This window comes from Paenibacillus harenae DSM 16969, assembly GCF_000422465.1.
In the GTDB taxonomy this organism is placed as follows: Bacteria; Bacillota; Bacilli; order Paenibacillales; family Paenibacillaceae; genus Pristimantibacillus; species Pristimantibacillus harenae.
The window spans coordinates 1-25,391 of record NZ_AULV01000024.1; the positions used below are offsets into that span (position 1 = coordinate 1).

General features: G+C 49.2%; 35 protein-coding genes. 33 read left to right on the forward strand and 2 right to left on the reverse strand.

The genetic code is table 11. From position 1 onward, the window contains the following. Positions 1–35 precede the first annotated feature (35 nt). A complete protein-coding gene (locus H581_RS33450; RefSeq protein ID WP_051250589.1) occupies positions 36–1,451 on the reverse strand; it encodes a recombinase family protein in 1,416 nt (471 codons plus the stop codon). Between the two features lie 551 nt (positions 1,452–2,002). Between H581_RS33450 and H581_RS0108915 the strand changes: the two genes are divergently transcribed. From H581_RS0108915 to H581_RS36325, 29 genes are all read left to right on the forward strand, one after another. After that, on the forward strand, positions 2,003–3,451 hold the full coding sequence (locus tag H581_RS0108915; RefSeq protein ID WP_028609721.1) for an SGNH/GDSL hydrolase family protein: 1,449 nt from the start codon (positions 2,003–2,005) through the stop codon (positions 3,449–3,451). A gap of 227 nt (positions 3,452–3,678) precedes the next feature. Next, on the forward strand, positions 3,679–3,825 hold the full coding sequence (locus H581_RS37775) for a DUF7336 domain-containing protein (protein WP_425414591.1): 147 nt from the start codon (positions 3,679–3,681) through the stop codon (positions 3,823–3,825). 176 nt (positions 3,826–4,001) lie between these two features. Continuing rightward, on the forward strand, positions 4,002–4,196 hold the full coding sequence (locus H581_RS33455) for a hypothetical protein (RefSeq protein WP_036718237.1): 195 nt from the start codon (positions 4,002–4,004) through the stop codon (positions 4,194–4,196). Positions 4,197–4,486: 290 nt separating this feature from the next. Next, complete coding sequence (locus H581_RS0108935) at positions 4,487–4,723, forward strand: hypothetical protein (protein WP_028609723.1); 237 nt, start codon at positions 4,487–4,489, stop codon at positions 4,721–4,723. A 15-nt stretch (positions 4,724–4,738) separates the two neighbouring features. Beyond that, positions 4,739–4,885, forward strand: coding sequence for a hypothetical protein (locus H581_RS37780; protein ID WP_156889535.1), 147 nt, complete (start codon positions 4,739–4,741; stop codon positions 4,883–4,885). A 261-nt stretch (positions 4,886–5,146) separates the two neighbouring features. Beyond that, the gene (locus H581_RS0108950) at positions 5,147–5,506 is read left to right on the forward strand and encodes a hypothetical protein (RefSeq protein ID WP_028609724.1); all 360 of its coding nucleotides are present in this window, start codon (positions 5,147–5,149) and stop codon (positions 5,504–5,506) included. A 112-nt stretch (positions 5,507–5,618) separates the two neighbouring features. Further along, positions 5,619–5,747: a hypothetical protein gene (locus H581_RS39270; protein WP_281169523.1), complete on the forward strand. Its 129-nt coding sequence runs from the start codon at positions 5,619–5,621 to the stop codon at positions 5,745–5,747. A gap of 216 nt (positions 5,748–5,963) precedes the next feature. Next, positions 5,964–6,389, forward strand: a complete 426-nt coding sequence (locus tag H581_RS0108965) for a hypothetical protein (protein WP_051250591.1) — start codon at positions 5,964–5,966, stop codon at positions 6,387–6,389. 50 nt (positions 6,390–6,439) lie between these two features. After that, entirely contained in the window at positions 6,440–8,137 is a 1,698-nt protein-coding gene (locus H581_RS0108970; protein ID WP_028609726.1) for a terminase large subunit, read from the forward strand. Between the two features lie 15 nt (positions 8,138–8,152). Continuing rightward, a complete protein-coding gene (locus tag H581_RS33460; RefSeq protein WP_051250592.1) occupies positions 8,153–9,409 on the forward strand; it encodes a phage portal protein in 1,257 nt (418 codons plus the stop codon). Continuing rightward, positions 9,393–9,995, forward strand: coding sequence for an HK97 family phage prohead protease (locus H581_RS0108980; protein ID WP_028609727.1), 603 nt, complete (start codon positions 9,393–9,395; stop codon positions 9,993–9,995). The genes H581_RS33460 and H581_RS0108980 overlap by 17 nt, the downstream gene beginning before the upstream one ends. Before the next feature lie 23 nt (positions 9,996–10,018). Then, positions 10,019–11,203, forward strand: a complete 1,185-nt coding sequence (locus H581_RS0108985; protein ID WP_028609728.1) for a phage major capsid protein — start codon at positions 10,019–10,021, stop codon at positions 11,201–11,203. Between the two features lie 13 nt (positions 11,204–11,216). After that, complete coding sequence (locus H581_RS0108990) at positions 11,217–11,483, forward strand: hypothetical protein (protein ID WP_028609729.1); 267 nt, start codon at positions 11,217–11,219, stop codon at positions 11,481–11,483. Beyond that, the gene (locus tag H581_RS0108995; protein WP_028609730.1) at positions 11,449–11,736 is read left to right on the forward strand and encodes a head-tail connector protein; all 288 of its coding nucleotides are present in this window, start codon (positions 11,449–11,451) and stop codon (positions 11,734–11,736) included. The genes H581_RS0108990 and H581_RS0108995 overlap by 35 nt, the downstream gene beginning before the upstream one ends. A 29-nt stretch (positions 11,737–11,765) precedes the next feature. Continuing rightward, positions 11,766–12,041 carry a phage head closure protein gene (locus tag H581_RS0109000; protein WP_036718254.1) on the forward strand — a complete coding sequence of 92 codons (276 nt, stop codon included), beginning with the start codon at positions 11,766–11,768 and terminating at the stop codon, positions 12,039–12,041. A 2-nt stretch (positions 12,042–12,043) separates the two neighbouring features. Continuing rightward, positions 12,044–12,496 carry an HK97 gp10 family phage protein gene (locus tag H581_RS0109005; RefSeq protein WP_028609732.1) on the forward strand — a complete coding sequence of 151 codons (453 nt, stop codon included), beginning with the start codon at positions 12,044–12,046 and terminating at the stop codon, positions 12,494–12,496. Between the two features lie 6 nt (positions 12,497–12,502). Beyond that, positions 12,503–12,883: a DUF3168 domain-containing protein gene (locus H581_RS0109010; protein WP_028609733.1), complete on the forward strand. Its 381-nt coding sequence runs from the start codon at positions 12,503–12,505 to the stop codon at positions 12,881–12,883. A gap of 12 nt (positions 12,884–12,895) precedes the next feature. Further along, on the forward strand, positions 12,896–13,312 hold the full coding sequence (locus tag H581_RS0109015; RefSeq protein WP_156889536.1) for a phage tail tube protein: 417 nt from the start codon (positions 12,896–12,898) through the stop codon (positions 13,310–13,312). A gap of 66 nt (positions 13,313–13,378) precedes the next feature. Next, the gene (locus tag H581_RS0109020; protein WP_028609735.1) at positions 13,379–13,735 is read left to right on the forward strand and encodes a hypothetical protein; all 357 of its coding nucleotides are present in this window, start codon (positions 13,379–13,381) and stop codon (positions 13,733–13,735) included. A gap of 23 nt (positions 13,736–13,758) precedes the next feature. After that, positions 13,759–14,049 carry a hypothetical protein gene (locus tag H581_RS33465; RefSeq protein ID WP_051250596.1) on the forward strand — a complete coding sequence of 97 codons (291 nt, stop codon included), beginning with the start codon at positions 13,759–13,761 and terminating at the stop codon, positions 14,047–14,049. After that, positions 14,050–16,554, forward strand: coding sequence for a phage tail protein (locus H581_RS36995; protein WP_084134511.1), 2,505 nt, complete (start codon positions 14,050–14,052; stop codon positions 16,552–16,554). It begins immediately after the preceding gene. Between the two features lie 11 nt (positions 16,555–16,565). Further along, positions 16,566–16,916: a DUF6711 family protein gene (locus H581_RS0109035; protein ID WP_028609736.1), complete on the forward strand. Its 351-nt coding sequence runs from the start codon at positions 16,566–16,568 to the stop codon at positions 16,914–16,916. Positions 16,917–16,927: 11 nt separating this feature from the next. Then, positions 16,928–18,499, forward strand: coding sequence for a hypothetical protein (locus H581_RS0109040; RefSeq protein ID WP_028609737.1), 1,572 nt, complete (start codon positions 16,928–16,930; stop codon positions 18,497–18,499). Continuing rightward, positions 18,499–18,906, forward strand: coding sequence for a hypothetical protein (locus H581_RS0109045; RefSeq protein WP_028609738.1), 408 nt, complete (start codon positions 18,499–18,501; stop codon positions 18,904–18,906). The genes H581_RS0109040 and H581_RS0109045 overlap by 1 nt, the downstream gene beginning before the upstream one ends. Next, positions 18,906–19,631 carry a hypothetical protein gene (locus H581_RS0109050; RefSeq protein ID WP_028609739.1) on the forward strand — a complete coding sequence of 242 codons (726 nt, stop codon included), beginning with the start codon at positions 18,906–18,908 and terminating at the stop codon, positions 19,629–19,631. Before H581_RS0109045 ends, H581_RS0109050 begins: the two co-directional genes overlap by 1 nt. An 11-nt stretch (positions 19,632–19,642) precedes the next feature. After that, positions 19,643–19,966: a hypothetical protein gene (locus tag H581_RS0109055; protein ID WP_028609740.1), complete on the forward strand. Its 324-nt coding sequence runs from the start codon at positions 19,643–19,645 to the stop codon at positions 19,964–19,966. 19 nt (positions 19,967–19,985) lie between these two features. After that, positions 19,986–20,165 carry a hypothetical protein gene (locus H581_RS33475; protein WP_036718240.1) on the forward strand — a complete coding sequence of 60 codons (180 nt, stop codon included), beginning with the start codon at positions 19,986–19,988 and terminating at the stop codon, positions 20,163–20,165. Positions 20,166–20,209: 44 nt separating this feature from the next. After that, a complete protein-coding gene (locus tag H581_RS33480) occupies positions 20,210–20,686 on the forward strand; it encodes a phage holin family protein (RefSeq protein ID WP_036718242.1) in 477 nt (158 codons plus the stop codon). Next, positions 20,679–22,049 (forward strand): N-acetylmuramoyl-L-alanine amidase, encoded by a 1,371-nt coding sequence (locus H581_RS36325; protein WP_051250598.1) that lies wholly within the window; start codon positions 20,679–20,681, stop codon positions 22,047–22,049. Before H581_RS33480 ends, H581_RS36325 begins: the two co-directional genes overlap by 8 nt. 41 nt (positions 22,050–22,090) lie before the next feature. On the opposite strand, the gene H581_RS0109075 is transcribed toward H581_RS36325, so the two are convergent. After that, entirely contained in the window at positions 22,091–22,621 is a 531-nt protein-coding gene (locus tag H581_RS0109075) for a hypothetical protein (protein ID WP_028609741.1), read from the reverse strand. Positions 22,622–23,056: 435 nt separating this feature from the next. On the opposite strand from H581_RS0109075, the gene H581_RS0109085 reads away from it, so the two are divergent. The 4 genes from H581_RS0109085 to H581_RS0109100 all read left to right on the forward strand — a co-directional run bounded on the left by H581_RS0109085 (position 23,057) and on the right by H581_RS0109100 (position 25,378). Further along, on the forward strand, positions 23,057–23,254 hold the full coding sequence (locus H581_RS0109085) for a hypothetical protein (RefSeq protein ID WP_028609743.1): 198 nt from the start codon (positions 23,057–23,059) through the stop codon (positions 23,252–23,254). Positions 23,255–23,273: 19 nt separating this feature from the next. Beyond that, entirely contained in the window at positions 23,274–23,399 is a 126-nt protein-coding gene (locus H581_RS39275) for a hypothetical protein (RefSeq protein WP_281169524.1), read from the forward strand. A 258-nt stretch (positions 23,400–23,657) separates the two neighbouring features. Continuing rightward, the gene (locus tag H581_RS0109095) at positions 23,658–24,776 is read left to right on the forward strand and encodes an FtsK/SpoIIIE domain-containing protein (protein ID WP_169507483.1); all 1,119 of its coding nucleotides are present in this window, start codon (positions 23,658–23,660) and stop codon (positions 24,774–24,776) included. Continuing rightward, positions 24,773–25,378 (forward strand): replication-relaxation family protein, encoded by a 606-nt coding sequence (locus tag H581_RS0109100; protein ID WP_028609745.1) that lies wholly within the window; start codon positions 24,773–24,775, stop codon positions 25,376–25,378. The genes H581_RS0109095 and H581_RS0109100 overlap by 4 nt, the downstream gene beginning before the upstream one ends. Positions 25,379–25,391 lie beyond the last annotated feature (13 nt).

Sequence of the window (25,391 nt, forward strand, 5' to 3'; positions counted from 1 at the left end):
GTTTTGCCGAAACACCATAATAATGAAAAACAAGCTTATGTAGCATTCCATATGACTTCATGGTCTTCATCTTTATTTAGGACGACATGGGTCACAACGCTTCTGAGCATCCGTTTCTGCTCCGGCTCGGTGAGGAACGGCCATGCCTTATTAAATTCCTTCATCCGCTTATGTACGATCTTATAGTCGCGGTAAACGGGCGCCACTTCGATTTCATCTAATTGCAGTTGGATTGATTCGCGTTCTTCCTCAAGTTTACTCAAACGGTCGCTAATAGCTGAAGCTTTGACGGCTCCGGTTTGGATAGCGTCATATAAGTTTTCAATTCCGGATACGACCGAATCGAGTTTCGATTGTAGATTGGTTCTAATATTCGCATCTGGCTCGATTGACTGTTTTTTATCAATGACTTCTTTGACCCTCGAAGAACTGACGGACAGCTTCCGGATTTCATCAATAACAAACTGCTCGACCTTTTCGCGGCGATAATATCCAAGGGTACAACTTTCTCCGGCGCGATCTTTCTTGCGAACGTGCTGCTTCTTACAAGCGTACAGTTCATAAACATACTGTCGTCCAGCGCGGTTGGTTATCCGCTTTACATGGACGATGTTGCCGCCGCATACGCCGCATACCAGCAATCCTGTGAGTAAATATTCGCCAACAGGTGATCCGCCATCCTTTCGCCTAGTCGTTTCAGCCTGGACAGCTTCCCATGTTTCGATGTCGATTATCGGTTCGTGATTTCCTTCGACCACTTCACCGGCATTGATTAGCTTTCCAGTGTACAGGACCCGCGAAAGAATTTCCCTTATAATGCTGTGGTCAAACTTGCGCGATTTGGTGCGCTTGGCTGCCCATTCAGCGATTGATAAGCGTGATTCCCCATTAAGGTACTTCTTGAATATCTCGCGCACGATATGGGCTTCCTCGGGCTTCACTTCAAGCATTTGAGCATCTTTGTTCCATTCATATCCGAATGCCAGCCTGCCGCCGTACCACATACCCTTTCCCGTTCGTTGCCTACGGCCGGAAGTTGTGCGCTCAATGATCATGTCGCGTTCCAACTGCGCGAATACGGCTAGTATGCCGATCATTGCCTTTCCTAATGAGGTACCGGTATCAAATGGCTCTGTAGCTGATTTAAATGCTACATTGTTCTTGTCGAACACATCCTCAAGCAGATGAAGAACGTCTTTCTGTTTGCGGCCCAGCCTGTCTAGCTTATAAACGATAACCGTGTCGATTTTTGATTCTTCGATGTGACGAATCAACCGCTTGAGTGCAGGCCGATTCATATTGGTTCCCGTGTATCCATCGTCAATGTATAGCTTCGGATCGTCCCATCCTTGAGAAGTGCAGAACGCGGATAACCTTTCTTTTTGAACGTCGATTGAGAATCCTTGAACCTGTTCATCCGTTGAAACCCTAATATAAATAGCGATATTCATTTCTTATTCACCTCTGCTTATTAACCCAATCATAATCGAAGATTTATTCATTCACAATAATGTTGTAAAAACACACAAAAAAGTTATCAGAATTATAGAAAGAACCTATGAAGCGTTGGACTTTATATGTGTTAAATTTATAGCATAGGAAATTGAGAAACGGACACCGATGGCGCATGAATGCGCTGCTTGCATAAGCCGCTTGGACTCGGCGAAGGAACAGCCGGTGAAAGCTCCGATCCAATTCCTAAATACAACATTAGTCCCGTCAATATGTAGTTGATAACTATTGATGCGGGAGGTATGTTGTTCAATACAAAATGTTCGGTCCTGTGGCTGGGCCGAACTGCTCTGGCTTTCGCCTGACAGCCTGCCGCGCTCTTTTCGGATGGCAACCGAACAAAGGACACAAGGGGGCTGACACCTCTTCCTAGTATCACAATTAGCGCGGTAACAACTAGTCGCCAAAATAAGGCGGCTTTTTCTTTTGACATCCAAGTCTAAACTTATATATGGCAAGACAATAAAAAACGAATGGGGTTGATGAAATAATGTTGGAATCATACCCGGAATCAGGCCGAGCACTCGGTAAAAAGGCGATGGCTGCTTTGGAATCCGTGCCGAAACCGGTATCTGTTGCAACGACTACGGGTAAGCCATGGTCTACAACAAAACAGATAGCTGCGACAACGCTGGACGGCAAGGAAGAAGTGACGTTAACAGCACCGATGTATGATGGTTACGAGATACTACTTTGGGGATCGTCCACAATGGACAGTCAAGGCGCTTCAACGGATAACCTTGGGTGGAAAGGCTTGCTTAACGGGTACTATGGACCGAGCGGACTCACGTTTCGGAGTCGGGGAGTTGGTGGCAATACGTCAGCCCAAGCGCTTGCGCGGTTTAACTTTGACATTGCGCCGAGTAAAGCACAGTTCGTTGTAATTGGCGTAACGATAGGTAATGAAGATTTCCACAACGCGGCTGATGATGGTGCGCGTCAAGTGAAGTACCGCACGATTAAAGAGAACATACTCAAGATGGCGAATAAAGTTAGAGATCATGGTAAGGTTCCTATTGTTGTTACGCAGTTTCCGACGCAACGATACGATGCGATTCACTTGCAATACGCCAAAGCGCTGAACAATGAGTTGGAAGCCGTTGGGCTTTACGTGTTTGACTTCATGAATTGCGTGCTCAATACGGATAGCGCCACAGGTCAACCGATCACAGCAGCGGTTTTTGATATTTCGCACATCAATGACGTTGGCCAAAAAGCATTCGCTAAGAGCATTCCATACGTATGGGATAAGTTGCGATTCCATCCTAAAGGATTCCTCGAATCGAAAAAAGGTTATATTCACACAGGCAACCTTGCAACAGACATTCCGCTAACATTCTTCCTTGCCAAGGGTGCCGCAATTGAAAGCTTCACCGTGTTCAGTCGCTTCCGTCTTACTGAAGCGATGACAGGCGCGGTGTCTCTCATATCGCTCGGCACGAATGGCGCAGAGCGTGTTTTCGTAAACCCTGACGGCAGTCTTAGCTTGCTTCGAACGGGTGTTGGTTCCTCCACGTCTATCGCCGCAGCGGGCGCTATTGCGCTGAATACATGGTACAGCTTGGCGATTACGTATAATGTCATTAACGGAAAGCTCGATGTGTTCCTGGACGCAGTGAATATCTACTCAGGCACGGATACGGGATTAACGGCATTTGGTACGCTTAATATCGGCGGCAGACCTGCTGCAACAGCCTTCTTGAAGAACGCCAACATCAAAGACGTGATTGTTTATCGGGTTAAGAAGCAGGCCGAGCAAATCAAGCAGTTGCATGATGGAATCGTTTCACAGTCGGCGCTGGAACTATTCGCGCCACTTAACGACAAAGTAACTTCTGGCGGCACGAACTTGCTCAACCTTGCAGCAACGCCGAATAACTTGAGAATTGCGCCAGCTGTATCAACGATAACCGCCGTCACTGTCGGCCCTGGAATATAAAAAGTTAGCGCCCAAAGGTGAAAGCTGGCGGGCGCTTCTTTGCGGGATGTTCTCTTGCGCGTTTCTGAAATCGGCAATATAATGCACTTGTCCTTATATGCTCTAAAGTAACTAAGTACGTATGCTTTTAATATAATCGCCGTTCTACGGCGTACATTGCATTTAATGCGAAGCGAAGCGTGACGCATGCTTTTGACCTTATCTTTAAGGGGTGTTTTCATTTGAAAGTGTGGGTTGTTGGTCACTACTGCGAAACAGAAATTATCGGCATATATGACAGCGAAGAGAAAGCGCAGGCGGTAATTGACGCTATGGGTCAATGGGAGCGGGAGCAGTATCAAATTGACGAGTTCACCTTGAACGAAACGTTATAGGAATTTATTGAGAAGTCGAACCTAAATGGATCGGCTTTTTTTATTGCCCGAAGGAGCTGAGACGATGAAGTTTACAGCGCAGGACTCCGTTAACGAGATAAAAGCATACCTTGAAGACATGTTCGGACATATGGGGATTTACAAGCTGCTGAATTGGATCACATCGAAGGTAAGGCGTGGCTAAGAAATCAGCGAAGCCGAAGAAAGAAACCAGCAGCAGACCGGAAATACAAACGCTGGACGTTGTTTATAAGTGCGGTCATGAGGGCAAACGCCGGGAAATCGTTTATCCTCATGTCGGCATTTCGCACACGTTGAAATGGATCAGAGGAAATGTGAAATGTGGTGATTGTTATAAAGCCATGGGCTAAGAAGTTCTACAACAGCAAAGCTTGGCGGGATTGCAGAACGACATACATCACAAAGGTTCACGGCTTATGCGAACGTTGCGGCGAGGTCGGGGCTATCCTTCACCATACAACCTATTTGACCGCGAAGAACATCAATGACCCGTGGATTTCGCTTAATCATGATCTGTTGGAGTATTTGTGCAGGACATGCCACAACACGGAGCATATGGGCACAGCGGAGCCTATAACGGCTCAAGGCACGGCGTTTGATCGAGATGGAAATCTTATTCTTATTGGGGAGGGTTTTAAACGTGGATAAGCCAACGATTCAACCGCCGCCACAACGTAACATTCCGGAAGAAAAGAGTGTGAAGATCATTTATTTGAACGGCGGGAGTCATGAGTTTAAGAGTGACAAAGCTGCTGAAATTATTAGAGCAGGTTTCGATAGTGGCAAATTGAATGGATCTACCCTACTCGCATTGCCTTACTACGGAAGGAATTTAATCGTCAATATGATGAACGTTCGGAGCATTGAAATAGGTTAAAGGAGGGTGAGACGTTTGAGCGCGGTTGAACTAAAATTAATATGCAAGACATGCGACAAGACCGATACTTATGTCGAAGATACAACAACCTTTGACGATGAAGAGTATGCGCTTTGCAAACATTGCGGAGCTGCTGACCTGTGGGAAGACGTAACCGAATAACAAGGGGGCTATATCGTGAAACGTTCTGAAATGCGTAAACTGGTCAGTTTGGTTTTTGTATGTTCGACGTTGATCGTATGTTCCAGGGAACGCCTATGAAAGTCATTTATGGTCAATGCGCCAGCTGTGAGAAGACGGCAGAGTATAGCGTTGATGATGTGAAGAAGGTCGGCATGGTGGCTTGTAAGTATTGCCGCAGCAAGTCGGTATGGCGGGTTTATACGAATGCTGAATTAGATCAAATGAGGAAGGGTGAGCGGGTTGATTAAAGCTCAATGCGGCAGGTGCAAAGTGATCTCGGATTATCCCGAAGGAATACGAGGTGATCTATGTCCAATATGCGGTTCTGCGTGGCTTGTTGATGTCGGGGTTGTCGATACACCATCCAAGTTTGCCGCAGTTGAACGGGGAGAGATGATTATTCCATTGGGCAAGGTGGCGCTTCTATTCGTTCAAGAAATGGGTTCACGATTCCCGAGAATATACCAGGACGGCAGGGAACTGAAGGGCGTTAGGTCCATCACTATCCATGCAGATGCGGATGATGTAACCAGACATACTGTTGAGTTTGTGACAGGACATACGGCTGACGCGTTGACTTATGCCAAGGGTAATGAATGATGGTATGGGTAGTACTTGCAATGATGTTCGCCCTTGTTATTACACTCGGCATTGATGAAGTGAACACTCAATATAAAGTATCTCGGATAATCAATGATAGCGAGGTGGATGAATGATGAAGAAGTTTATTGCTTACTTATCGAAGGATGTAACTGTTAAGCAATCGATGGTTGTTTCCTATTGGATGTTATGGCTTGCGTGTACGCTTGCCATTGTGAATGATTTAATCGAATTGTTTTAACAAACAGGGGCGCTGATGGCGGTCTTTTTTTATTGCAAAAAAATCAAAAAAGTGTTGACTTTTCGACACTTTCGTGGGCTAAAGCGTTTCGAAATTTGAGCAAAATACCCCCCCTTTCGAATTTCGGGAGTGGGTTGAGCTAAGACCGCTGTCCCCCATTCACACAACACACAGGACGCGCACATGACCCCCTGTCATGATTGGAGGTGTATTTCTATGCCGAAAGAGCGAAAGCTCCCTACGAGGAAAATAGACGGGCGTACGGTTGGCGCAAAAAAGACGCGGGTTACGAAAGAAGAAAACCGGCTTTTGAAGATATTCGAGAAGTTGCCAGCCGATGCGTTCAGTGTCGCTCAAGGTCTGATTCGCCGGGCTGCTCACATGCGGATAACGCTTGATGATTACGAGAAGGACATTGATGAAAACGGAACGGTCGAGCTATTCCAGCAATCAGCCGGAGCGCCGCCTTATGAACGATCCCGGCCGGTTGTCAGCAATTACAATTCTCTTGCAAAGAACTATCAAACCATCACGAAGCAACTTACGGACCTTCTCCCGAAGGACGATGAAGGCAGCGGATCGGGCGGCGGTGCTCCGAAGAATGACGGCTTTGAAGATTTCCTGAACAAGAAAAATTCGTAACTTAAAGGCTCGCCATTTGGCGGGCTTTTTCTTTGGGGGGAGGTGGGGTCATGGGGCTGCTGAAAGAATATCCCCTTGCGTACAATCCGATTTTAGAATACTGGAATGAGATTGAAAACGGGCTTGTTGTGAGCGAGAAGGTTCGCCGCATGTACCGCCAACTTGCCGCTGATGTTTACAATCAATCATCGGTCTATGAATACAGTCCGACGCATGCCAATCACGCAATCGAGTTCATAGAGAACTATTGCAAGCACAGTAAAGGCAAATGGGGCGGCAAGCCTATCGAGCTGGAATTGTGGCAGAAGGCTTTCATTGCTGCCGCGTTCGGATTCGTTCATAAGATCGACGGAACGCGGCGCTATAGAGAGGTGCTTGTCGTCGTCGCCAGGAAGAACGGGAAATCAACGGTAGCTTCCGGCATCGGCTTATATCTGCAAATAGCGGACGGGGAGCCCGGCGCGGAAGTTTACGCTGCAGCTACCAAGAAGGATCAAGCCAAGCTTGTATGGCTCGAAGCAAAGCGCATGGTTAACAAATCGCCGTCACTCAGAAAACGCATAAAGCCCCTTGTGGGCGATTTGGTCGGGCTGACGAATGACAGCTCCTTTAAGCCGCTAGGAGCCGACAGCGAGACGCTTGACGGCCTGAACGTACACGGCGCAATGATGGACGAGATTCACGCCTGGAAGGACAAGAACCTATATGACGTAATTGTCGATGGTACGAGTTCCCGCGAGCAGCCGCTCATTGTCATGATCACGACGGCTGGGACGGTCCGGGGATCGGTCTATGACCAAAAGTACGACGAAGCAAAGGACAAGATCAATAAGCTTGATTTTGTCTATGCCGACGGCGAAGAAGACCCGCACGAACGGTTCTTGCCGATCATTTACGAATTGGACGACCGGAAAGAATGGGTTGATCCGGAGTGTTGGAAAAAGGCGAATCCGGGGCTCGGCAGCATAAAGCAAGCTGACCAGCTCGCAACGAAGGTTGCAAAAGCGAAGGCGAATCCAATGCTTATCAAAAACTTGCTGACGAAGGACTTCAACATTCCAGAGACGAGTGAGGAAGCTTGGCTCACTTACGAAGAAGCCTACAACGATGCGACATATGACATTGACCAGCTGCGGAACTCTTACGCGGTCGGCGGTGGTGACTTATCAAGCACAACAGACTTGACGTGCGCGACGCTGCTTGTCATGAAGCCGAATGACCCGAACATCTACGCGGTGCAGCAGTATTTCTTACCTGAAGAAAACATCGAGCAGCGGGTTAAAGAGGATAAGATTCCGTATGACATTTACGCCGATAGAGGTTGGTTGACGCTTTGTGTCGGCAACAAGATCGACTATAAGGACGTGACAGCCTGGTTCGTGAAGATGCACAAGGAATATGACATCACGCCTGTATGGATTGGTTACGACCCATACGATTCGAAATATTGGGTTGATGAAATGACTGATCTTGGTTTTGATATGCGGGTTGTCCGGCAAGGCGCTCTTACACTTAGCCAGCCAATGAAAGAGATTGCAGCCGACTTTGCAGCGAAGCGGATTAACTACAACTACAACCAATTGACGCTCTGGAACCTTATGAATACTAACGTCAAGCACGACGACAACGACAACATACGGCCGGTCAAGGGTAAGAACCAGCGGGCGCGGATTGACGGCACGGTGTCCATCCTGAACGCCTACACAATCCTCTATGAGAACATGACGGACTTTAAAGCTCTGATATAGAGGGGGGGTGAGAAATTGACAGAGAAACGCTCATTTTTTCAAATGGTATTCGGCGGTAAGCAGCGCCCGCAGAACCGGACCATGATGCAAATGCTTAACAGCACGCCGAACTTCTATGACTTCTCAGGTGAAGCTTACGACAGCGATACGGTGCGATCTTCAGTGGATGCTTTTGCACGAAACGTCGGGAAGCTGACGCCGAAGCATATAAGGCGCAAGGATGGGAAGATCATCGAAGCCGGACAGAACATTGAATGGTTGCTGCGGAATCGCCCGAATCGCTTTATGAATTCCTATATCTTTTACTACCGGCTTGCCACTCAGTTCCTTATGTCAAATAACGTCTTTGTCTGGATAAGGCGCGATGAAATGAACCGAATCGAGGGCTTTTACCCTCTCGTTTCTTCTGGCGTCGAGTTGGTCCAGGTGCAAACGAATAACGGTATTGATATGGCCGTCCGATTCCGCTTTTATGATGGCAATGAGTACACGGCGCCATATGCCGATGTGGTCCATTTGCGCCGCTTCTTCTACAAGAACGACATGTTCGGGGAAGCGAATAGGACGGCATTAAAGCCGATCCTCGACTTAATCGCGGTGACGAACCAAGGCATAGCGAACGCCATTAAAACGTCTGCTATCCTGCGGGGGATTTTGAAGTTTACCGGGATGATCAAGCCGGAAGACATTAAGAAGCAAACGGAAATGTTCAAAGCTGATTATCTTTCCGCGAGCAATAACGGCGGGATAGCTGCGACTGACACGAAAGCCGAGTACCAGGAGATTAAAAGCGATCCGAAAATGATTGATGATAAGCTCATGAATGCCATGTCTGATAAGATTTACGACTATTTCGGCAGCAATAAGAAGATTATCCAATCGAATTACAGTGAACAAGATTGGAACGCCTTCTATGAATCAATGATTGAGCCGTTTGCGCTTCAAATGGGGCAGGAGTTCACGAACAAGATTTTCAGCGATAGAGCTCAGGGCCACGGAAACGAAATTATATTCGAAGCCAACCGGCTGCAGTATGCCAGCAATGACACGAAGGTTAAGATCATCGAAACGCTCGTTGACCGGGGCATGATGTCGATCAATCAAGGTCTTGAGGTGTTCAACTTGCCGCCGATTAAAGACGGCGAGAAGCGCATAATGAGCCTGAATTTCATTGATGCGGACAAGGCCAGCGAGTACCAGCTGGGAAAGGTCAACAAGCCGCCTGACGCGGCACCGAAGGGAGGTGAGAACGACAATGACGATGAAGCATGACAAGGATTTCCGAGTGTTCACCATTGAAGCGCGGGCCGCTGATGTAGGCGAAGGCTCCGAAGAACTTTTCGTTGAGGGTTACGCCGCGACATTCAATTCACCGACGGTGCTTTATTCGTATGACGGTGTTGACTATAAAGAAGTCATTGACGCCCGCGCATTCGATGGAGCTGACATGTCTGACGTGATTTTCAATTATAATCACGGCGGTAAGGTGGTCGCCCGCACTCGCAACGGTACACTGGAACTTAAAACAGACGCCAGAGGGCTACACGTTCGCGCTAGGCTAGGCGGCACGGAGGATGGCCGCAAACTACATCAAGAAATCCGCGACGGTTATATTGATCGTATGAGCTTCAGATTTGCGATAGCGGAAGATGGCGATGAATACGACCGCAAGACGCAAACGAGGAAGATTAAGCAATTCAAGAAGATTTACGACGTATCAGCCGTGGACATTCCGGCTTATGACGATACGATCATATCGGCCCGCAGCTTCTTTGAAGCCGAAGCCGAAAAAGAAAAACGAGCAACCGCCGACGCCGAACAACGTCAACGGTTGCTTTTGTATTTGAACACACTTTAAAAATTGAGAGGGGTTATTAATCAATGACACGTTTACAACAAATCGCAGCACGCCTTACAGAAATTCGTTCCCTGCTTGACGGTGACGGACAAGTTGACATCGCAGCTTTGCAAACCGAGGTCGATCAACTGAAAGCTGAAAAAACTTCCATCGAAGCCCGCGCAGCTCTTTTGGCTGGCATTCCTGACGGATCGTCCGTTCCAAACCCTGAAACTCCTGCCGCTGCAGAAGTGGACAAATATGCAACGATTGAATACCGGAAGGCGTTCATGGAGTTCGCGAAAACTGGCAAAGCCATTCCTGCAGGTTTCGAAGCCCGCGCTGATGCTTTCACGGTTGTAACTGATGCAGCTGCAGTTGTTCCGACAACGATCCTGGATGAAATGATTCGCAAACTTTCCGTTTACGGTCAAATCTTTTCGCGCATCCGCACACTGAACATCGAGGGTGGTGTGTCTGTACCTATCCTGTCGCTCAAGCCGGTTGCGACTTGGATCAACGAAACGACTCCATCTGACCGTCAAAAGGTTCAATCGAACACGTCGGTTCAATTCAGCTACTACGGCCTTGAGTGCAAAGTCGCCATTTCCTTGCTGGCCAAAACTGTCACACTGGCTTCTTTCGAATCGACAATTGTACAGCTTATCGTTGAAGCAATGACAAAAGCAATCGACATTGCAATCATCAAGGGCGCGGGCACTGCTTCGCCGCTTGGCATTACTGTTGACACGCGCATTCCTGCGGCAAACATCGTTGACCTTACGGCAGCGGAAGCAGGCACATGGGCCGCTTGGAAGAAAGAAGTATTCGCAAAAATCCCATTGGCTTACCGTGCTGGTGGTTCTTTCATCATGGCGGCCGGCACATTCGAAACGTACATTGACGGCATGGTTGATGCGAACGGACAACCTATCGGCCGCGTTAACTACGGTATCACTGATGGTCCGCAGGAACGATTCAGCGGCAAAGAAGTCATTCTCGTTGAAGATGATGTTATTGCTCCATTTGACACAGCTGCAACCGGTGATGTTATTGCTGTATTCTGCAAGCTTTCCGATTACGCGATCAACAGCAACATGCAGCTTGCTATGTACCGTTGGTTGGATCACGACACAAACCAGTGGGTTGATAAGGCTATCCTTATCGCTGATGGCAAAATCCTCGATCCGAACGGCGTAATCATCGTGAAGAAAGCCGCTACGGTTTAAGGGGGAATGACGAATGAAGAAAATCGTCATTCTTGGATTTCATGACTCGGTTAACGACCGCCGCTATTACGTCGGTGATGTGTACGAATCCGAAGATGCTGAGCGCGTGGAAATCCTTGCGGGTAAAGGTTTGATCGAAGGGGCTGCTGATGCGGCTCCTTCTTCCGTTCCCGGCCCCGACGATTCGAGCGAAACGGAACCGACAGAAGAACCGGAAAAGCCAAAAGAGGTGAAGCCGCGTGGCAATGCTGGAGGACGTAAAGCAAGCACTAAGGATTAGCACGACAATAACGGCTTTTGATTCCGAGGTTATCGACTTGATTGCGGCAGCGCGTAATGACCTGCGCCTATCCGGGGTATTAGCGGAAAAAGTGGAGAACGATAGTGACTCACTGATAAAGCGGGCGGTCACGCTCTATTGCAAGGCGTTCTTCGGGTACGACAACGCCGACGCCGACCGACAACTGGCTTCCTATAACAGCATGAAGGCGCACTTGACGCTCTCAGCCGAGTATACAGAGGTCCCGGTATGAATTGGAGAGCCGTAATAGGGTTGTTTGACATGATACCAGGACGGGACGAATACGGGGCTGAGACAGAGGTTGACGGGCCGGTACGTGAAGTAATGGCTAATGAGAAGTCAGTCAAAGGCGCTGAGTTTTATCAGGCGCATGCAGTCGGCATCCGACCTGAGATTGTTTTCGAGATTCGCAAGGCAGAGTACCAGGGCGAGCCGAGGGTTAAGTATGAAGGCGCGACCTACTATGTCATCCGGACATACTCCCGATCCGGTGAACTGTTGGAGCTGACGTGTTCACGTTACCCAATGGAGGGCTGACGATGGCTAGAAGATCGAGAACGAGCATTGAAGGCATGGACGAGCTGGAAAGCATGATCAGGCAGCTTGAGAAGGTGCCGCAAAAGGTTGTCACCAAGGCGGCGCAGGCCGGGGCTCGGATTGCGTTGCGATCCGCAAAGGCTGACGCGCCGGTTGATACTGGCGACCTGAAAAGCGCTCTTGTCATGAAGCCGGAACGCAAGAGGAAGCCGGGGAAGAAGATGTACAACATTAAGCTAGACCCGGCGAAGAATGATTTATTCGTCAAGGAAAGCAAAGCGGGCAAACGATCATATTATCCTGCTTCTCAAGAGTACGGATTCAAGACTGTTAACGGTGGATACATTCCCGGTTATCGTTACCTAAGAAAATCCATTGAGGACAACGAGAGCGCTATTGAATCCAAGATAGTCGATGTCGCCGTGCGGGAAATTGACAAGATCATGAGGAGGTGATTGCGGTTGAGTTTTGAAACAGCAATGGTCGAAGAGTTCGCAGCTATTCCCGTTATCGGCAGTAAGCTTTACCCGCTCGCGGCTCCTGGTGACACGGTAGCGCCTTATGTCGTGTATGGAGCCAGCGAGGGAATGCGGGTCCGGGCGCTTGATGGATATAAGGACAGCAAAGAAATCAATGTTGATATGAATGTTGTTGCTCAGACCTACAAAAGCATGAAGCAGAACACGGCCGCAGTCCTCGACATGATTATCAGTTTCCAGCAGCGCGCAATCGGTACTGAGGGGCTTTTCATACAGGAAATAGACCTGGAAGAACCAGACGAGATTTATGAGGATGTTCCCAAGCTTCATAAATGTGTCATTTCATTTACAGTTTACATTTAAGGGGGAATTATTGTGGCAGAAGCAACACGCGCTTTAGGCACTCAATTAATGATCGGCATAAACGCTGTCGGAAATCTTTCGAGCATCGGCGGTATCGACGCATCCGCTGAGACGATTGACGTTACCGCGCTAGACAGCACAGGCGGCTACCGTCGCAAATTAGCAGGATTCAAAGACGGCGGTGAGGTTTCCATTTCTGGATTCTTCGCTCCTGGCGATGTCGGGCAGGCTGCTATTTATACAGCGTTCGAAAGCGGCGCATCTTCGGAATTTAAGATCGTATTCCCTGCGTCGCTTAATGCACAATGGGAATTCACCGGCGTTGTGACTGGTTTCACAACGAGCGCAGAACTTGAGGACGCGCTTACGTTTGAAGCTACAATTACCGTATCTGGCGAGCCGATCCTTAACCTGGCGGTAACGCCGTAACAGCAATCATTCAAGCAGGCTAGAACATCACGTTCTAGCCTTATTTTTATTCCGGGAGGAATTAATGTGGCAAACAACAATGATGTAATTTTTGTGGATTTGGACAAAAAGCGCGAGCTTCGATTTGGACATAAGGCCATTAAAAGAATGCTAGCTTCATCGAATAAAAGCGTCGAGGACATGGAAAATGAACAAGACCTTGACATCGAAGAACTTGAGCTTATTTTCTACTACGGATTGGAGCGAGATGCGCGAGAAAACGGCGAAACGCTGACCATGGAAATGATGGAAGATATTCTCGATTGCGCTCCTTCTTATGAATATCTGATGGACAAAATGCAGCAAGCATTCGCCAAAGCAATGGGGAAGATGTCGGGAAACGTGCGGAAGCCGCCAGTTCCAGTGACACAGCGGAAGAGGTAAAACCGTTCGACTGGGATGATTCTTTGCGGGCGGCATTCGCCATTGGTTTAAAGCTTCATGAATACAACGACATGACCCCGCATGAGCTTGCCATCAGTATCGAGGAATATCAAAAGCGTGAACTTTACCAGCACCGGGAACGGATCACGGCGGCGTACATGGGTGCATATCTACAACGGGTCAAGCGAATGCCGAAGCTTGAAAAATTGATAGGTGATCAGCCAAAGAAGAAAAAGCCAATGACCGACAGGCAAATGTTGGACATGATCCGGCTGCTTAATAAAAAGATCGGTGGAAAGGAGGTAGGTAAATAGATGGCATTAGTCAGGCAGTTAATGGTTCGTGCTGGCGCTGACTTCTCTGCAATGCGGCAGGAGATGAGACGGGCGCAGGGAACTATTCAGGACTTCAAGAAAAATGTTTCAACTGCAATGAAAGGCATTGCGGCTGCTTTCGCCGCTGTTGGTGTCGGCGCTATTTTTAAAGACGCGACGAAGGCGGCAATGGATTTCGAGTCAGCTATTTTGCAGATTAACCGAACGATGGGGGCAAGCGCCGGGGCATTTAACCAGTGGGCGAAGGATAACGCGGCCGCTTTCGGGTTGGCTCATGGTGAGGCCGTTAGATATGGTGCCACTTTCTCGAATCTCATTTCGACGTTCGCAAAGGATGCGTCCCAGATTTCGCAATATACACAGCAATTACTTGAAGCTTCAGCGGTGACAGCTGCAGCAACCGGCCGGACGATGGAAGATACACTCGAAAGAATCAGAAGTGGTATGCTCGGCAACACGGAAGCAATCGAAGACCTTGGAATTTTCGTCGGTGTCTCAATGATCGAATCAACCGAAGCTTTCCGGAAGTTCGCCGGTGACAGGTCTTGGCAGCAGCTTGATTTCCAAACGCAGCAGCAAATACGGCTGTTTGCCATCCTTGAGCAATCAGCGAACAAATACGGAACCGAAGTGGCGAACAGTACAGCGGCACAGCAAATGAAATTCATTGCACAGCTCAAAAACGCACAACTCGCGCTCGGGCAAGCATTCTTGCCTATTTACAGCGTTATCCTTCCGGCGTTGACGAGGATGGCGCAAGCCCTTGCTACTGCCGCGAATGTGATTGCACAGTTCTCCCAGGCGTTATTCGGTAAAACGTCAGAGGTCAAGCAACAAGCGAAAGCGACACAAGCACAGGCGAGCGCCGTTAGCGGATTGGGTGACGCCTACACAGAAGCCGGTAAAGCGGCTAAGAAGGCATCCGGACAAGTGCAGGGGTTTGACGAAGTTCACACGATAAGCGATTCAAGCGGCGGTGCTGGCGCTGCTGGATCAGCTGCGGGCGGGTTGCCTGGTGATGCTTTGCCGTCAATGGATGTTGGCGGGTTCGCATCTTCCACGGTTGAAGTATCGGAAAAGGTTCAAGAGATGGCGCGGAAGGTCCGGGAAGCTATAGGCGGTCTTTCATCGTTCATTCAATCAAACAAAGATATTATCATTTCGGCTATGGCCGGGATCGGTACAGCTTTAGGTCTTGGGTGGGTGTTAGCTCACTGGAAAGAAATAAAAGCGGCTGCCGTTGTCGCTTTCAATGTCGTGCGAACAGCAATAATGGGCGTGAGTATCCCTATTACATTAATCGTTGCTGCAATCGCTGCTGCGGTGGCTGCTTTCGTCTATTTCTACCGGACGAATGAGAAATTCAAGGGCGTTGTTGATGGTGTTTTAAAGGCAATCGGTGACGCGGCTGTATGGCTCTGGAATGATGTGCTTGTGCCCCTTGGTAAGTTCTTAGGGCAGCAGTTTGTTGCAGCGTGGGACGCTTTTACCAATGTTGCGACGTGGCTATGGAAAAACGTCCTTGTACCAATCGGCGCCTTTCTGGTCCAGTTTTATCAAAACATCCTAATGCCTTTGGCAGCGGTGCTGCGTGACGTTCTCGGCGTGGCGTTTACAACAGTCGCGAATATAGCTATGTCGTTTTGGCAAAACGTGCTTGTGCCACTCGGCAAGGCATTGAGTGAAATGTTCGGTCCGGCCGTTGAAGCAATTTCCGCTGTCTTGAGCTTCCTTTGGAACAAGGTGTTTGTTCCGTTTGGTAATTTCATGAGCAAGACCATGATGCCGATATGGGAGGATGTAGTCGAGGTTGTGACCCGGCTTTGGAAATCTGTTTTGAAGCCCCTTTCCGAATTTGTCGGCGGCCTGTTCTTCTCTGTTTTCGATAGTGTGTTCAAATCCATAGGTGAAGTTATTGGCGGGCTAAAGACCGCTTTCATCGGTCTGATGAGCTTCATAACCGGCGTCTTTACTGGCGATTGGGGCCGCGCCTGGGAAGGTGTGAAGCAGATTTTCAAAGGAATATTCGATTCATTGGTGGGCATCGTCAAGACGCCAATTAACGCCATTATCGAAATGATTAATAAAATGATCGACAGTTTAAACGACATCAAGATTGAAATACCGCCACTAAAGGTTGCGGGAAAAACACTTTTTCCTGGGGCGACACTTAAAGTTCCGACCATCCCGAAAATACCACGTCTAGCTCGTGGTGGCGTTGTAGATGGAAAAACGAATATGGGCAATTACATCGCCGGGGAAGCCGGAGCGGAAATGATTGTTCCGCTTGAAAATACGTCTTTCACGGATAAGATTGCCGCAGCGCTCGGGACGGCCGTCATGACCAACATGCAAATGGTACAGGGTAACGGCAAGGGCGACACGATCATTCAGCTTAACGGCGTCGAGCTTGCCCGCGCTATCCAGCCTTATTTGTCCGGCGAGAATAACCGCTTGGGCGGCGCAATGATCACAGCAAAATAGGAGGGGTCCGGATGGCTCTTTTAAAGATCAATGGAGCGGACTTGCCGACTCCTTCGGGTTATATCGTAACGAAGCAGGACATCGTTAAAGCGGAGCGGAATGCACGCGGTACGATGATCAAAGAATTAATCGCGAGTAAGGACAAAATCGACCTTACTTGGATTTACCTTACTCCCGCGCAGTTATCTCAATTGCTCGCTGCCGTGTCCGCGAATTTCTTTAATGTCACCTATCTTGAACCGCAAAGCGGGACGAATAGGACAGCGACCTTTTACGCCGGGGATCGGTCCGCGCCAGCTATGGACTTCATCAACGGCGTCATGCGCTGGAAAGACATCAAATTCAATTTGATTGAGCGATAAGGGGGGCGCATATGTATCCGACAACACAAGCTTATAAAGATGCGGTCTATGCGCCCACTCGCCGCGTAACTGCCCGCGTCACCTTTGATATATCGGACGTGACCGCGCCGGGAGATGTATCGAGCATTGTGGTAACACCTGAACTTACACCAATCAGCCAGAAGTCGCAGCTTAATAATAACGTTCGGGAAGCAGCAACGAACCTCGCGACGCTCGAACAGGATCGCTTCCGCTTGGATGGTTCTTTTTCTTTTGCTGACGATGTGACCCTTGCGAACAATGGCGATGTGGGCTTTATCAGTGGCCCTCTATGCGGCGCTGACGGCGTTTTCGCTTCTGCCCCTACAATCACTCTAACCTTTGGCGCATTGCACAGCAGCGCGGGAATCACGGTCGCATTTGATGTCCACAACAACGAGTACGCAACGGAATTCAACGTGAGTGCCTTTAATGCTTCAGATGTGCTTATTGAAAGTGTAGACATTGCCGGGAACACGAAGCCGTTGAGGGCTATATTCGGGCAGTTTGCCGGGTATAAAAAGATCGTTGTCACAATCAATAAATGGTCGGTAGGTAATCGCCGGGCGCGGGTGCTTGAGATTGATTTCGGTTACGTCGAAGTGTACACCGACGAAACCCTCATATCCTGCAATCTCATCGAAGAAATGGACATGATCAGCGGTCAGCTTCCTTCGCCGGAGTTCCGGTTCGCGGTCGATAATTCGGATCGGGCTTTTAACATATTGAATCCGAACGGCGTTTATAACTATCTGCAGCAGCGGCAGCAAGTTAAGGCAGAGCTCGGGGTTGAGATCAGCAGCGGGGTATACGAATACGTCCCCCTCGGTGATTATCTGCTTTGGGAATGGACGAGCGAAGAGGGGGCGCTAACGGCTTCATTTACGGCCCGGACAAATCTCTACTTGATGGAGAACTTCGATTACGAACAGTTAACACCAAGCAGCAAGTCATTGCATGCGCTGGCCGTCCAGGTGTTCGCGGCCTGCGGCGTTACGAATTACAGCCTTGACTCCGCGCTTCTATCCATTACCACAAACAGCATGGCGCAAAAGACTGACTGTAAGAGCCTGCTGCAGATGATCGCACTTGCCGGTCGCTGCAACATCTATGTAACCCGCGACAATGTAATCACGCTCAAGCAGGTGAGTTTCGGCGCGGCCGTTGACCGGGTTGATTTCGATAACATCTATAGCGAGCCTAAGATTGAGCTGGAACGCGCCGTTAAGCAAGTAGACGTAACGTACTGGACCGACCTAAACACGTCCGCTGTATCGTCTGTGAGTGCGTCCGGCGTGGACGTCGGGGATGTGCTCAAGCTTGAGGGCAATACGCTAATCAACACATCGGCGATCGCCTTGGCCGTCGCAAACTGGATCATAGCCCAAAAGCAATACAGGGCCAAGTATTCGATTAATTGGCGCGGCAATCCGGCGCATGAGCTCGCGGACGTAATCGCCATTGAAAACACATACGGCGCCGATAAGAACGGAATGATCACGAAGAACGAGCTAATCTATCAAGGTTATCTGCAAGCCCGTACAGAAGCAAAGGGGGCGGTCTGATGGCATGGATTGCTCCTAAGTTGAATTGGCTCCCGACGGATTCGATTAACGCCGTTGACTTCAACCGGATCGAGAACAACACGGCCGAGGTCGCGGCTTATCTCAATTCGATTCAATACGTCATGCCCGCGCTGACGACGGTCACGAACCGGACGCAGACGAGCGTTGACTATTTATCAAGCATTAACCGAATCGAGCAAAACATTGACGCGATCCGCGCCGCATTCCTCACGCCGCCGGGGTATGGTCCGAAAGAGACGTGGATTCCAAATAAGAAGTTCGACAACGAGGACGCTATTCGGCTTGAGCAGAACTTGCAATTGCTGCTCGATTGGGGCGTCCTTGTTTTTGAAAGCTTCCGCTATTGCGGCGCGGCGATATGCGGGGAACAGGGGGTTATCTATTAATGGCTTATACTAAAACGAATTGGTTTGATAGAGCTGTAGAATTCGTAAACAGGTACACGAAAAGCGGTGAGACTGCGGATGAAGTAACGCTCGTTCAGAAGCCGGGCACTATAACACAAGCCGGAACGCCGCTGAATTCCGCGAATCTGAACAAGATCGAGCAAGGGATTTTCGATGCTGCCGCGACGGCTGATTCTGCCGCGGCAGCTGCTGCAGCAGCGCAATCAACAGCAAACACAAAAGTAAGTAAGTCCGGCGATACAATGGCCGGGGATCTAAGATTTACAAATGATACATCTCCTCACACAATAGGCATTAGATTTCATGGTGACGGATCGGGTTGGAGATTCCCCTTCAAAAGAAACGGAGACGGTACAGTAGTCGCCACGATACGCGATGACGGAGAAATGTTTTTGGCACTTGGGACGCAACAAGCTTATCACGGTGGTTTCAAGCCCCACGCAACGGGCTCTTATGTAGGTGACGACGGTACTAACCGAGACATTGCGCTTCCCTTTACTCCAAGTTTGGTTATCGTGTCAATCACGGATAACGCCACTATTTATACAGGTAATTTCGGTCTAGCAACATCGGCCCAGCCGCTAAAGTATAGCGGAGCAACCATATGTCTTATTGGAACTAATAAATTTACGGTTAATAATAATGGGTCCTCAAATGGCATCAACGCAGTTGGTAAGGCTTATAACTGGATCGCATTCAGATAGGAGGGTAAAAAGTGATCTTACACGCAAACGGGAGCTACGACCGCGCGGACTGGCACACGGAAGAATTTTGCGCCGAGCGTTACCCGAACAGCCATTTCATTGACGAGAGTACCGAGGAAGGCGCGGCGCTCGCCACAAAAATATTAAGCTTCCCTTACTTTTCAATCATCACGGATGAAGAAGGCAATCTTTCCGATGTTGTTGAAAGAGATCCGACGCCGGAAGAGATCGAAGCACAGAAACCGGTAAAAACACCGGAGCAGCTTCGAATTGAACAGCTTGAAGCGGAATTGGCAGACGTACAACTGGCACTGGCTGAGCTATTCACGGCTTAAAACTAAAGGAGTGGTCATATTGGCGATGGCAATGTACAAAATCCGAATCATAGCAGCAGCTTGTATCACTCGTTACAACAATGGCGAGGGAGATATTGACGACATCGTGGACAGTTACAACATGGGAGCGGAAGACAGAGCGCTTGTCATGGCTGAGATTTACACACGTCGCCCGGACATTGAAGCTACAAACGTTTAAGGCTCCGCATATGCGGGGCTTTTTATTTTAAAGGAGGAAGAGACATGAATAAAGAGCACATCATTTGGACTACACTCGGAGCAATATTCGTTCCCGCATTTGAATTTTTATATGGAGTAGGTGAGGCCGTGTTTACTTCGATGGTCGCGTTAACGTTTTTCATCCTAATGGACTGGATTAGCGGAACGCGTGCGGCCAAAAAGGATAACAGTTATGCAAGCAAATACGGGATTGATGGCGTATCACGAACATTGTTCATGCTGCTTCTGCCTGCTGGCGGCCATCTACTTGATCAAGTTTTTAGCTTGCCGGGAATACTCTTTGGCGCTTTGACCGCCGGTCTGTTGTACCATATCATTCAATCCATGGTTGCTAATTCTATCCGAGCAGGGTGGGGCGAATGGCTACCGCTTTCGGTATTCGAAGCGCTATTGAAATGGGTGGGTAGCGAACTGGAAAAGAAAGTGCAGAGGGCTACGCAGCGCGGCGGCGTGACAGATAAGGCGAACGACGATGCCTAAATACTCTTACAAAATCTTCGACCCGAAAATAGATAATATTTACGCCGTCCATCAAAACGGGACGACGGTCAAGGAGCTCGGGCAGCGCGAGAAAGCGGACGTTGCAATTAATTTCAGCTATGCGAACACGGTAAGCGGCGTTCCTATTGGTCGGCTGGTCGTTGGCGGCAAGACGGTCATGCACGACATCGACAAGACCACTTTGCGCGATGAACTTTATATGTCGGCTGACGGATCGCTTCATATCGGAAAGGTCGCTAATCCGGTTTGGGCAATTCAAGGTTCACCCCGATTGCTTCAAGACGGAAAGGACGTCATAGCCGCCAGCGTTAAGCGGGACCGGACCGGCACGGACATTTACACCAGGGCGGCTATCCGGACAGCGGTCGGCATAACGGCGGCCGGTAAGCTCGTTATGGTCCGGACATATGACAGCGTGACATTGACGGAGCTTGCGGGAATCATGAAGTCGCTCGGCTGCGTGGATGCTCTGAACGGCGACGGCGGCGGCAGCTCCTACATGTGGCCGGAGGATGATGGATACGGCCGGAAGCTTGGGGCGGCTCTGATTGTGAAGAAAGGGAAGGTGGAACCAGTGGCGAAACCAGTATTAGTTATTAATCCGGGACACGGCGGGAAAGACCCCGGCGCTTCCGGTAATGGAATTATTGAGAAAGATTACACACTTAAAATTTCCTTGTATCAATTCGAGCGATTCAAGCAGCTGGGCGTGCCGGTAGCGCTGACGCGTTCAACTGACGTCTATCAGGATCAAGACGAGTTGACCGGAATTGTAAGAAACAGCGGAGCGAAGTATTGTATCTCGAATCATTTGAATGCAGCAACGGCAGAGAGTGCACAGGGAGCCGAAGCGATTCACAGCATACATTCAGACGGAAAGCTTGCACATGCGCTCGTTTATGCGATCCGGGACGCGGGGCAGACCCTGCGGAAAACGCCGGTATTCACGAAGCAGCGCAGCGACGGCAGCGACTATTACTTCATGCACCATGACACCGGCAAAGTATCGACGGTTATCATCGAGTATGGATTCATGACGAACGCAACGGACGCCGAACGCATCAAAGCGAATTGGAAGGCATACGCAGAAGCCGTTGTTCGGTCATTCTGCACGTTCATCGGACATCCTTACACAGCACCCGCCGCTCCGGTTGTAACGCCGCCAGCGCCTACAGGGACGTTCAAGGACGTGCCTGCTAACCATCCGGCAAGAACGGCAATCGAGAAAGCGGCAAAGGCTGGAATCATTAACGGTATCGCGCCGGACCTGTTCGGACTCGGGCAGCCGGTGACGCGGGAGCAGCTTGTCATTATATTGGATCGGCTCGGAATGTTCGAATAAACGAAAGCCCCTGACCTTCGCGGGTCGGGGGCTTTTTCCGTTTACTTTATTTTTGCTTTCATTTCATCGTAGGCGGCTTTCATTTCCTCGACCGTATCGCTTGAACTGTATGCCATTGCAATTTTCCCGTCAACCGACAATACAATAACCCCCGCGCCGTTATCATCTTCAACAAGTGTGATAACCCCTTTTAAATCCGGATCATCGTATTTCGCGGAACCTTTAACGGTCGGGTTACTCATGTTATCCGATTCGTCAATAATGTCTACGCCCATTGAAAATAATGGGATAGCATCCGGGTGTATATGGTCCGCAACAAACTTCTTATTAGCTTCCGCATCCGTCCCATTGATGTAAATGTTCACATAGTCGAGCGCTATTTGTTCGTCTTTGGCGAGTTTCTTCGCTTTAGGTTCCTTTGTCGGCTCCGGTGTCGCAGAAGTTTCCGGCGCGTTCGTTGTTCCCTCTGTTGCTTCCTGGTCCACTTCAGCCCCCGTCACTTCCGCATTGTTTCCGCAACCGGTCAAAATAGCAGCCGTGATCATGAACGAAATGAATAATGATTTCTTCAAATGATAGCCCCCTTAGTTTTGCACTATTTTACTATATACTGCCAATCCTGCCTACCGGTTTCACCAAAAATCATCTGCTCGAACGTCATGCCCGTGTTTCCTGAGTGCTGAAATGATCTTCTGCACCGTCCCGGCTCGCGGCTCATATGAAGCATCCCCGCATAACTTCGAGACAGAGTTTTTATTCAACCCCGCTTTCTTCTCAAGCCATCCTTGAGTTAATCCGGACCCGTCAATGAACCGACCTAGCTTTGTTCTTGGCTTTCCTAATCCAAACATATGCCCACCACCTTTATATCAGAAGTGTGGACAATCTATGAAAATTTTATTCATCAAACTAAGAAACATAGGCAAGCCGTCCGTCATATCCTTAACCATGATCGACAACCGCACTACATAATGCGGTAGTCAAATCGACAAGGGGAGGGCTTCAAAATGGGAGTTTTAGCACCAGCGTTTCAAATTGCCGGGATCGTAATCGGTGGCGAGGTCATCGGGAAATTGATGGAGGAAAACGGGCAGGGCGGGAAAGTGGTGTTCGTGAAGATCGTTTCATATGCAAGCTGCGCGTATATCGCTTTTCAATCTTGGTGGGATTTGGTTCACTACATCGCACGGTCATTCGGGGTTTAACTAACAGGAGGTTGAGCAGATGAAGGACATCATCGCTTGGGGCATGGTTGGATTTTCTTTTTTCGGCGGCGCGTATATTTGCTGGATTTTTGGGCACGCTCTTTCTCGGCCCCTCGCCCAATCCATCGCTTCATTCTTCTTCTAAGTTTTTCGCGCTGTATTAAACATTTCAAAAAGATTTGTCGTATCAAGTCATTTTGCTTGTATTAGTGGGGTAATGGTAATGCAGTATGTCGTTCGTCCATTACTCTACTAACTACCGCATCACATTGGAGGGGATTTATAGATGCTGTTGCTTGGATCTACTGCATTATTTACTGCTAAAGCTGCAGGCTTGGCCGCTAGCTTATATGTAGCCTGGACAGCATACAGCACCATGCCAGAAACGGAGCTGCGCCGGAACATGACAAAGGCATTTCGAGCCGGTGAGCTGGGCAAGAAGGTCAAGCGGGGGAAGGGTAAAACCGAAATCATTCTGTATCCGAAAATTCAGCGGGTGGCCGTCCGGCTGGATAGCAAGCAAGTCGTTTTCACCGTTCCGACCGGGATGAATCCGAAGGAAGTTTTCGATCATGATTGGTTATTTCGCCAGGTGTTCGGGGAGCATATCGAGCTCGTCGGAGACTCCAAAACGTTCGTGCTGAACGTGTTCAAGGAAGGCATTCAGATGTTCGACTATGACGCTGAAGAGGTCGAAAAAGCGGTTGAAGGGCTTCGGCTGCCGATCTTTATCGGACGAAGCAGAACGGGCGTTGTGGCCTATGACATGACCGAGCATCCGCATTTGCTCATTGCCGGGGAGACGGGCGCGGGAAAGTCGGTCCAGGTGCGTTCGATCCTTACGTCCTTGGTTCTTGATTGCCGGGATCGGTTTGAACTGTATTGCGCCGATCTGAAGCTTTCGGAGTTCCATCTATTTCGGGGCGTGGCTGATGATGTGGTTTACAACGCCGAAGGGCTCCATCAAATATTGATCCGTATCAAAAAGGAGTTAGGTAATCGGGGCGCGCTGCTCAATAAAGAGCGGGTCGCAAACGTCGATGAGCTGCCGCCGAAGAAGCGGCCGAAGTACATTATCATGGCAATCGATGAAGTCGCCCTGCTGCAGAAGCATCCGGCCTGCATGGACATTGTAGAAGAGATAAGCGCGATAGGCCGGGCGCTCGGCGTGTTCCTCATATTATCAATGCAGCGCCCTGATAGTGACGTCCTTGATGGGAAATTGAAAAATAACTTAACGGTCCGCTGCGCCTTCCGGCACTCTGACGAAATCAACAGCCGCATCACCATCGGGACCGGCGACGCCGCGCATATCAAGCAAAGTGAAAAGGGATTAATGATTCACAAACTCGACGGGATACGCTTCGTTCAAGCGCCATACCTGAAGCTTGACGCGGCGCGGAAGCTGCTGGAACCTTATACACTGAACGAGGAAGAAATCGAACAGCAGGCCGAACAGAGGGCGCAGGAGATACAACAGCAGATTGACGATGATTTCGAGATGGGAGGTTTACCGTTTTGATTACCAGGGATAAAGCCATCATAGATGATCTTGAACGGTTCCGCTGCCTGACGCGGGACGATATAGCAGAGTTACACTTCACGAATGTAAAGAACCCGATAAATGAAGCGAACAAAGCATTGCTTCGGCTCCGACGCATGGGGCACATCGGAGTATCAAAAGAGCATCGCAAGTATTTGTACTTTCCGGATAGAAGCATCAAAAAGGATTCATCGAAGATCGGGCACTTCTTGGCTATCGCATCCTTCTACCGAGAAATACGAACACACGATACACCTTACCGGTTTGAGGTGGAACCGAAGCTTGGCGGGAAGGGGCTCCCGGAGCCGGACATATTCATGATTTGGAAGAAAACCGCATTTTACGTGGAAGTTCAAAACAGTGTCTTTTCAGCCAAGGTTATGCAAGCGAAGCTGCTCCGGTATGAAGCATTTTATACAGGCGGGGAATGGCAGCGGGCCGAATGGCAGCCGAAGGATAAGAAAGTGTTCCCGGTTGTTTGGATCGTCGGCAAGGGCAAGTATGACACGAAGGGGATTTCGTTTCGAGTGCTGCAAGGGGGCGTGAATGACATCTTAGCTTTGTATCAGAAAACGAATTAATTCAGAATTTTAC

Coding starts and splice junctions, on each gene's coding strand:
- H581_RS33450 (WP_051250589.1), bottom strand. CDS start 1,451: ATGAATATCGCTATTTATATTAGGGTTTCAACGGATGAACAGGTTCAA.
- H581_RS0108915 (WP_028609721.1), top strand. CDS start 2,003: ATGTTGGAATCATACCCGGAATCAGGCCGAGCACTCGGTAAAAAGGCG.
- H581_RS39270 (WP_281169523.1), top strand. CDS start 5,619: ATGATGAAGAAGTTTATTGCTTACTTATCGAAGGATGTAACTGTTAAG.
- H581_RS0108965 (WP_051250591.1), top strand. CDS start 5,964: ATGCCGAAAGAGCGAAAGCTCCCTACGAGGAAAATAGACGGGCGTACG.
- H581_RS0108970 (WP_028609726.1), top strand. CDS start 6,440: ATGGGGCTGCTGAAAGAATATCCCCTTGCGTACAATCCGATTTTAGAA.
- H581_RS0108980 (WP_028609727.1), top strand. CDS start 9,393: ATGACGATGAAGCATGACAAGGATTTCCGAGTGTTCACCATTGAAGCG.
- H581_RS0108985 (WP_028609728.1), top strand. CDS start 10,019: ATGACACGTTTACAACAAATCGCAGCACGCCTTACAGAAATTCGTTCC.
- H581_RS0108990 (WP_028609729.1), top strand. CDS start 11,217: ATGAAGAAAATCGTCATTCTTGGATTTCATGACTCGGTTAACGACCGC.
- H581_RS0108995 (WP_028609730.1), top strand. CDS start 11,449: ATGCTGGAGGACGTAAAGCAAGCACTAAGGATTAGCACGACAATAACG.
- H581_RS0109000 (WP_036718254.1), top strand. CDS start 11,766: ATGATACCAGGACGGGACGAATACGGGGCTGAGACAGAGGTTGACGGG.
- H581_RS0109005 (WP_028609732.1), top strand. CDS start 12,044: ATGGCTAGAAGATCGAGAACGAGCATTGAAGGCATGGACGAGCTGGAA.
- H581_RS36995 (WP_084134511.1), top strand. CDS start 14,050: ATGGCATTAGTCAGGCAGTTAATGGTTCGTGCTGGCGCTGACTTCTCT.
- H581_RS0109035 (WP_028609736.1), top strand. CDS start 16,566: ATGGCTCTTTTAAAGATCAATGGAGCGGACTTGCCGACTCCTTCGGGT.
- H581_RS0109040 (WP_028609737.1), top strand. CDS start 16,928: ATGTATCCGACAACACAAGCTTATAAAGATGCGGTCTATGCGCCCACT.
- H581_RS0109045 (WP_028609738.1), top strand. CDS start 18,499: ATGGCATGGATTGCTCCTAAGTTGAATTGGCTCCCGACGGATTCGATT.
- H581_RS0109050 (WP_028609739.1), top strand. CDS start 18,906: ATGGCTTATACTAAAACGAATTGGTTTGATAGAGCTGTAGAATTCGTA.
- H581_RS33480 (WP_036718242.1), top strand. CDS start 20,210: ATGAATAAAGAGCACATCATTTGGACTACACTCGGAGCAATATTCGTT.
- H581_RS36325 (WP_051250598.1), top strand. CDS start 20,679: ATGCCTAAATACTCTTACAAAATCTTCGACCCGAAAATAGATAATATT.
- H581_RS0109085 (WP_028609743.1), top strand. CDS start 23,057: ATGGGAGTTTTAGCACCAGCGTTTCAAATTGCCGGGATCGTAATCGGT.
- H581_RS39275 (WP_281169524.1), top strand. CDS start 23,274: ATGAAGGACATCATCGCTTGGGGCATGGTTGGATTTTCTTTTTTCGGC.
- H581_RS0109095 (WP_169507483.1), top strand. CDS start 23,658: ATGACAAAGGCATTTCGAGCCGGTGAGCTGGGCAAGAAGGTCAAGCGG.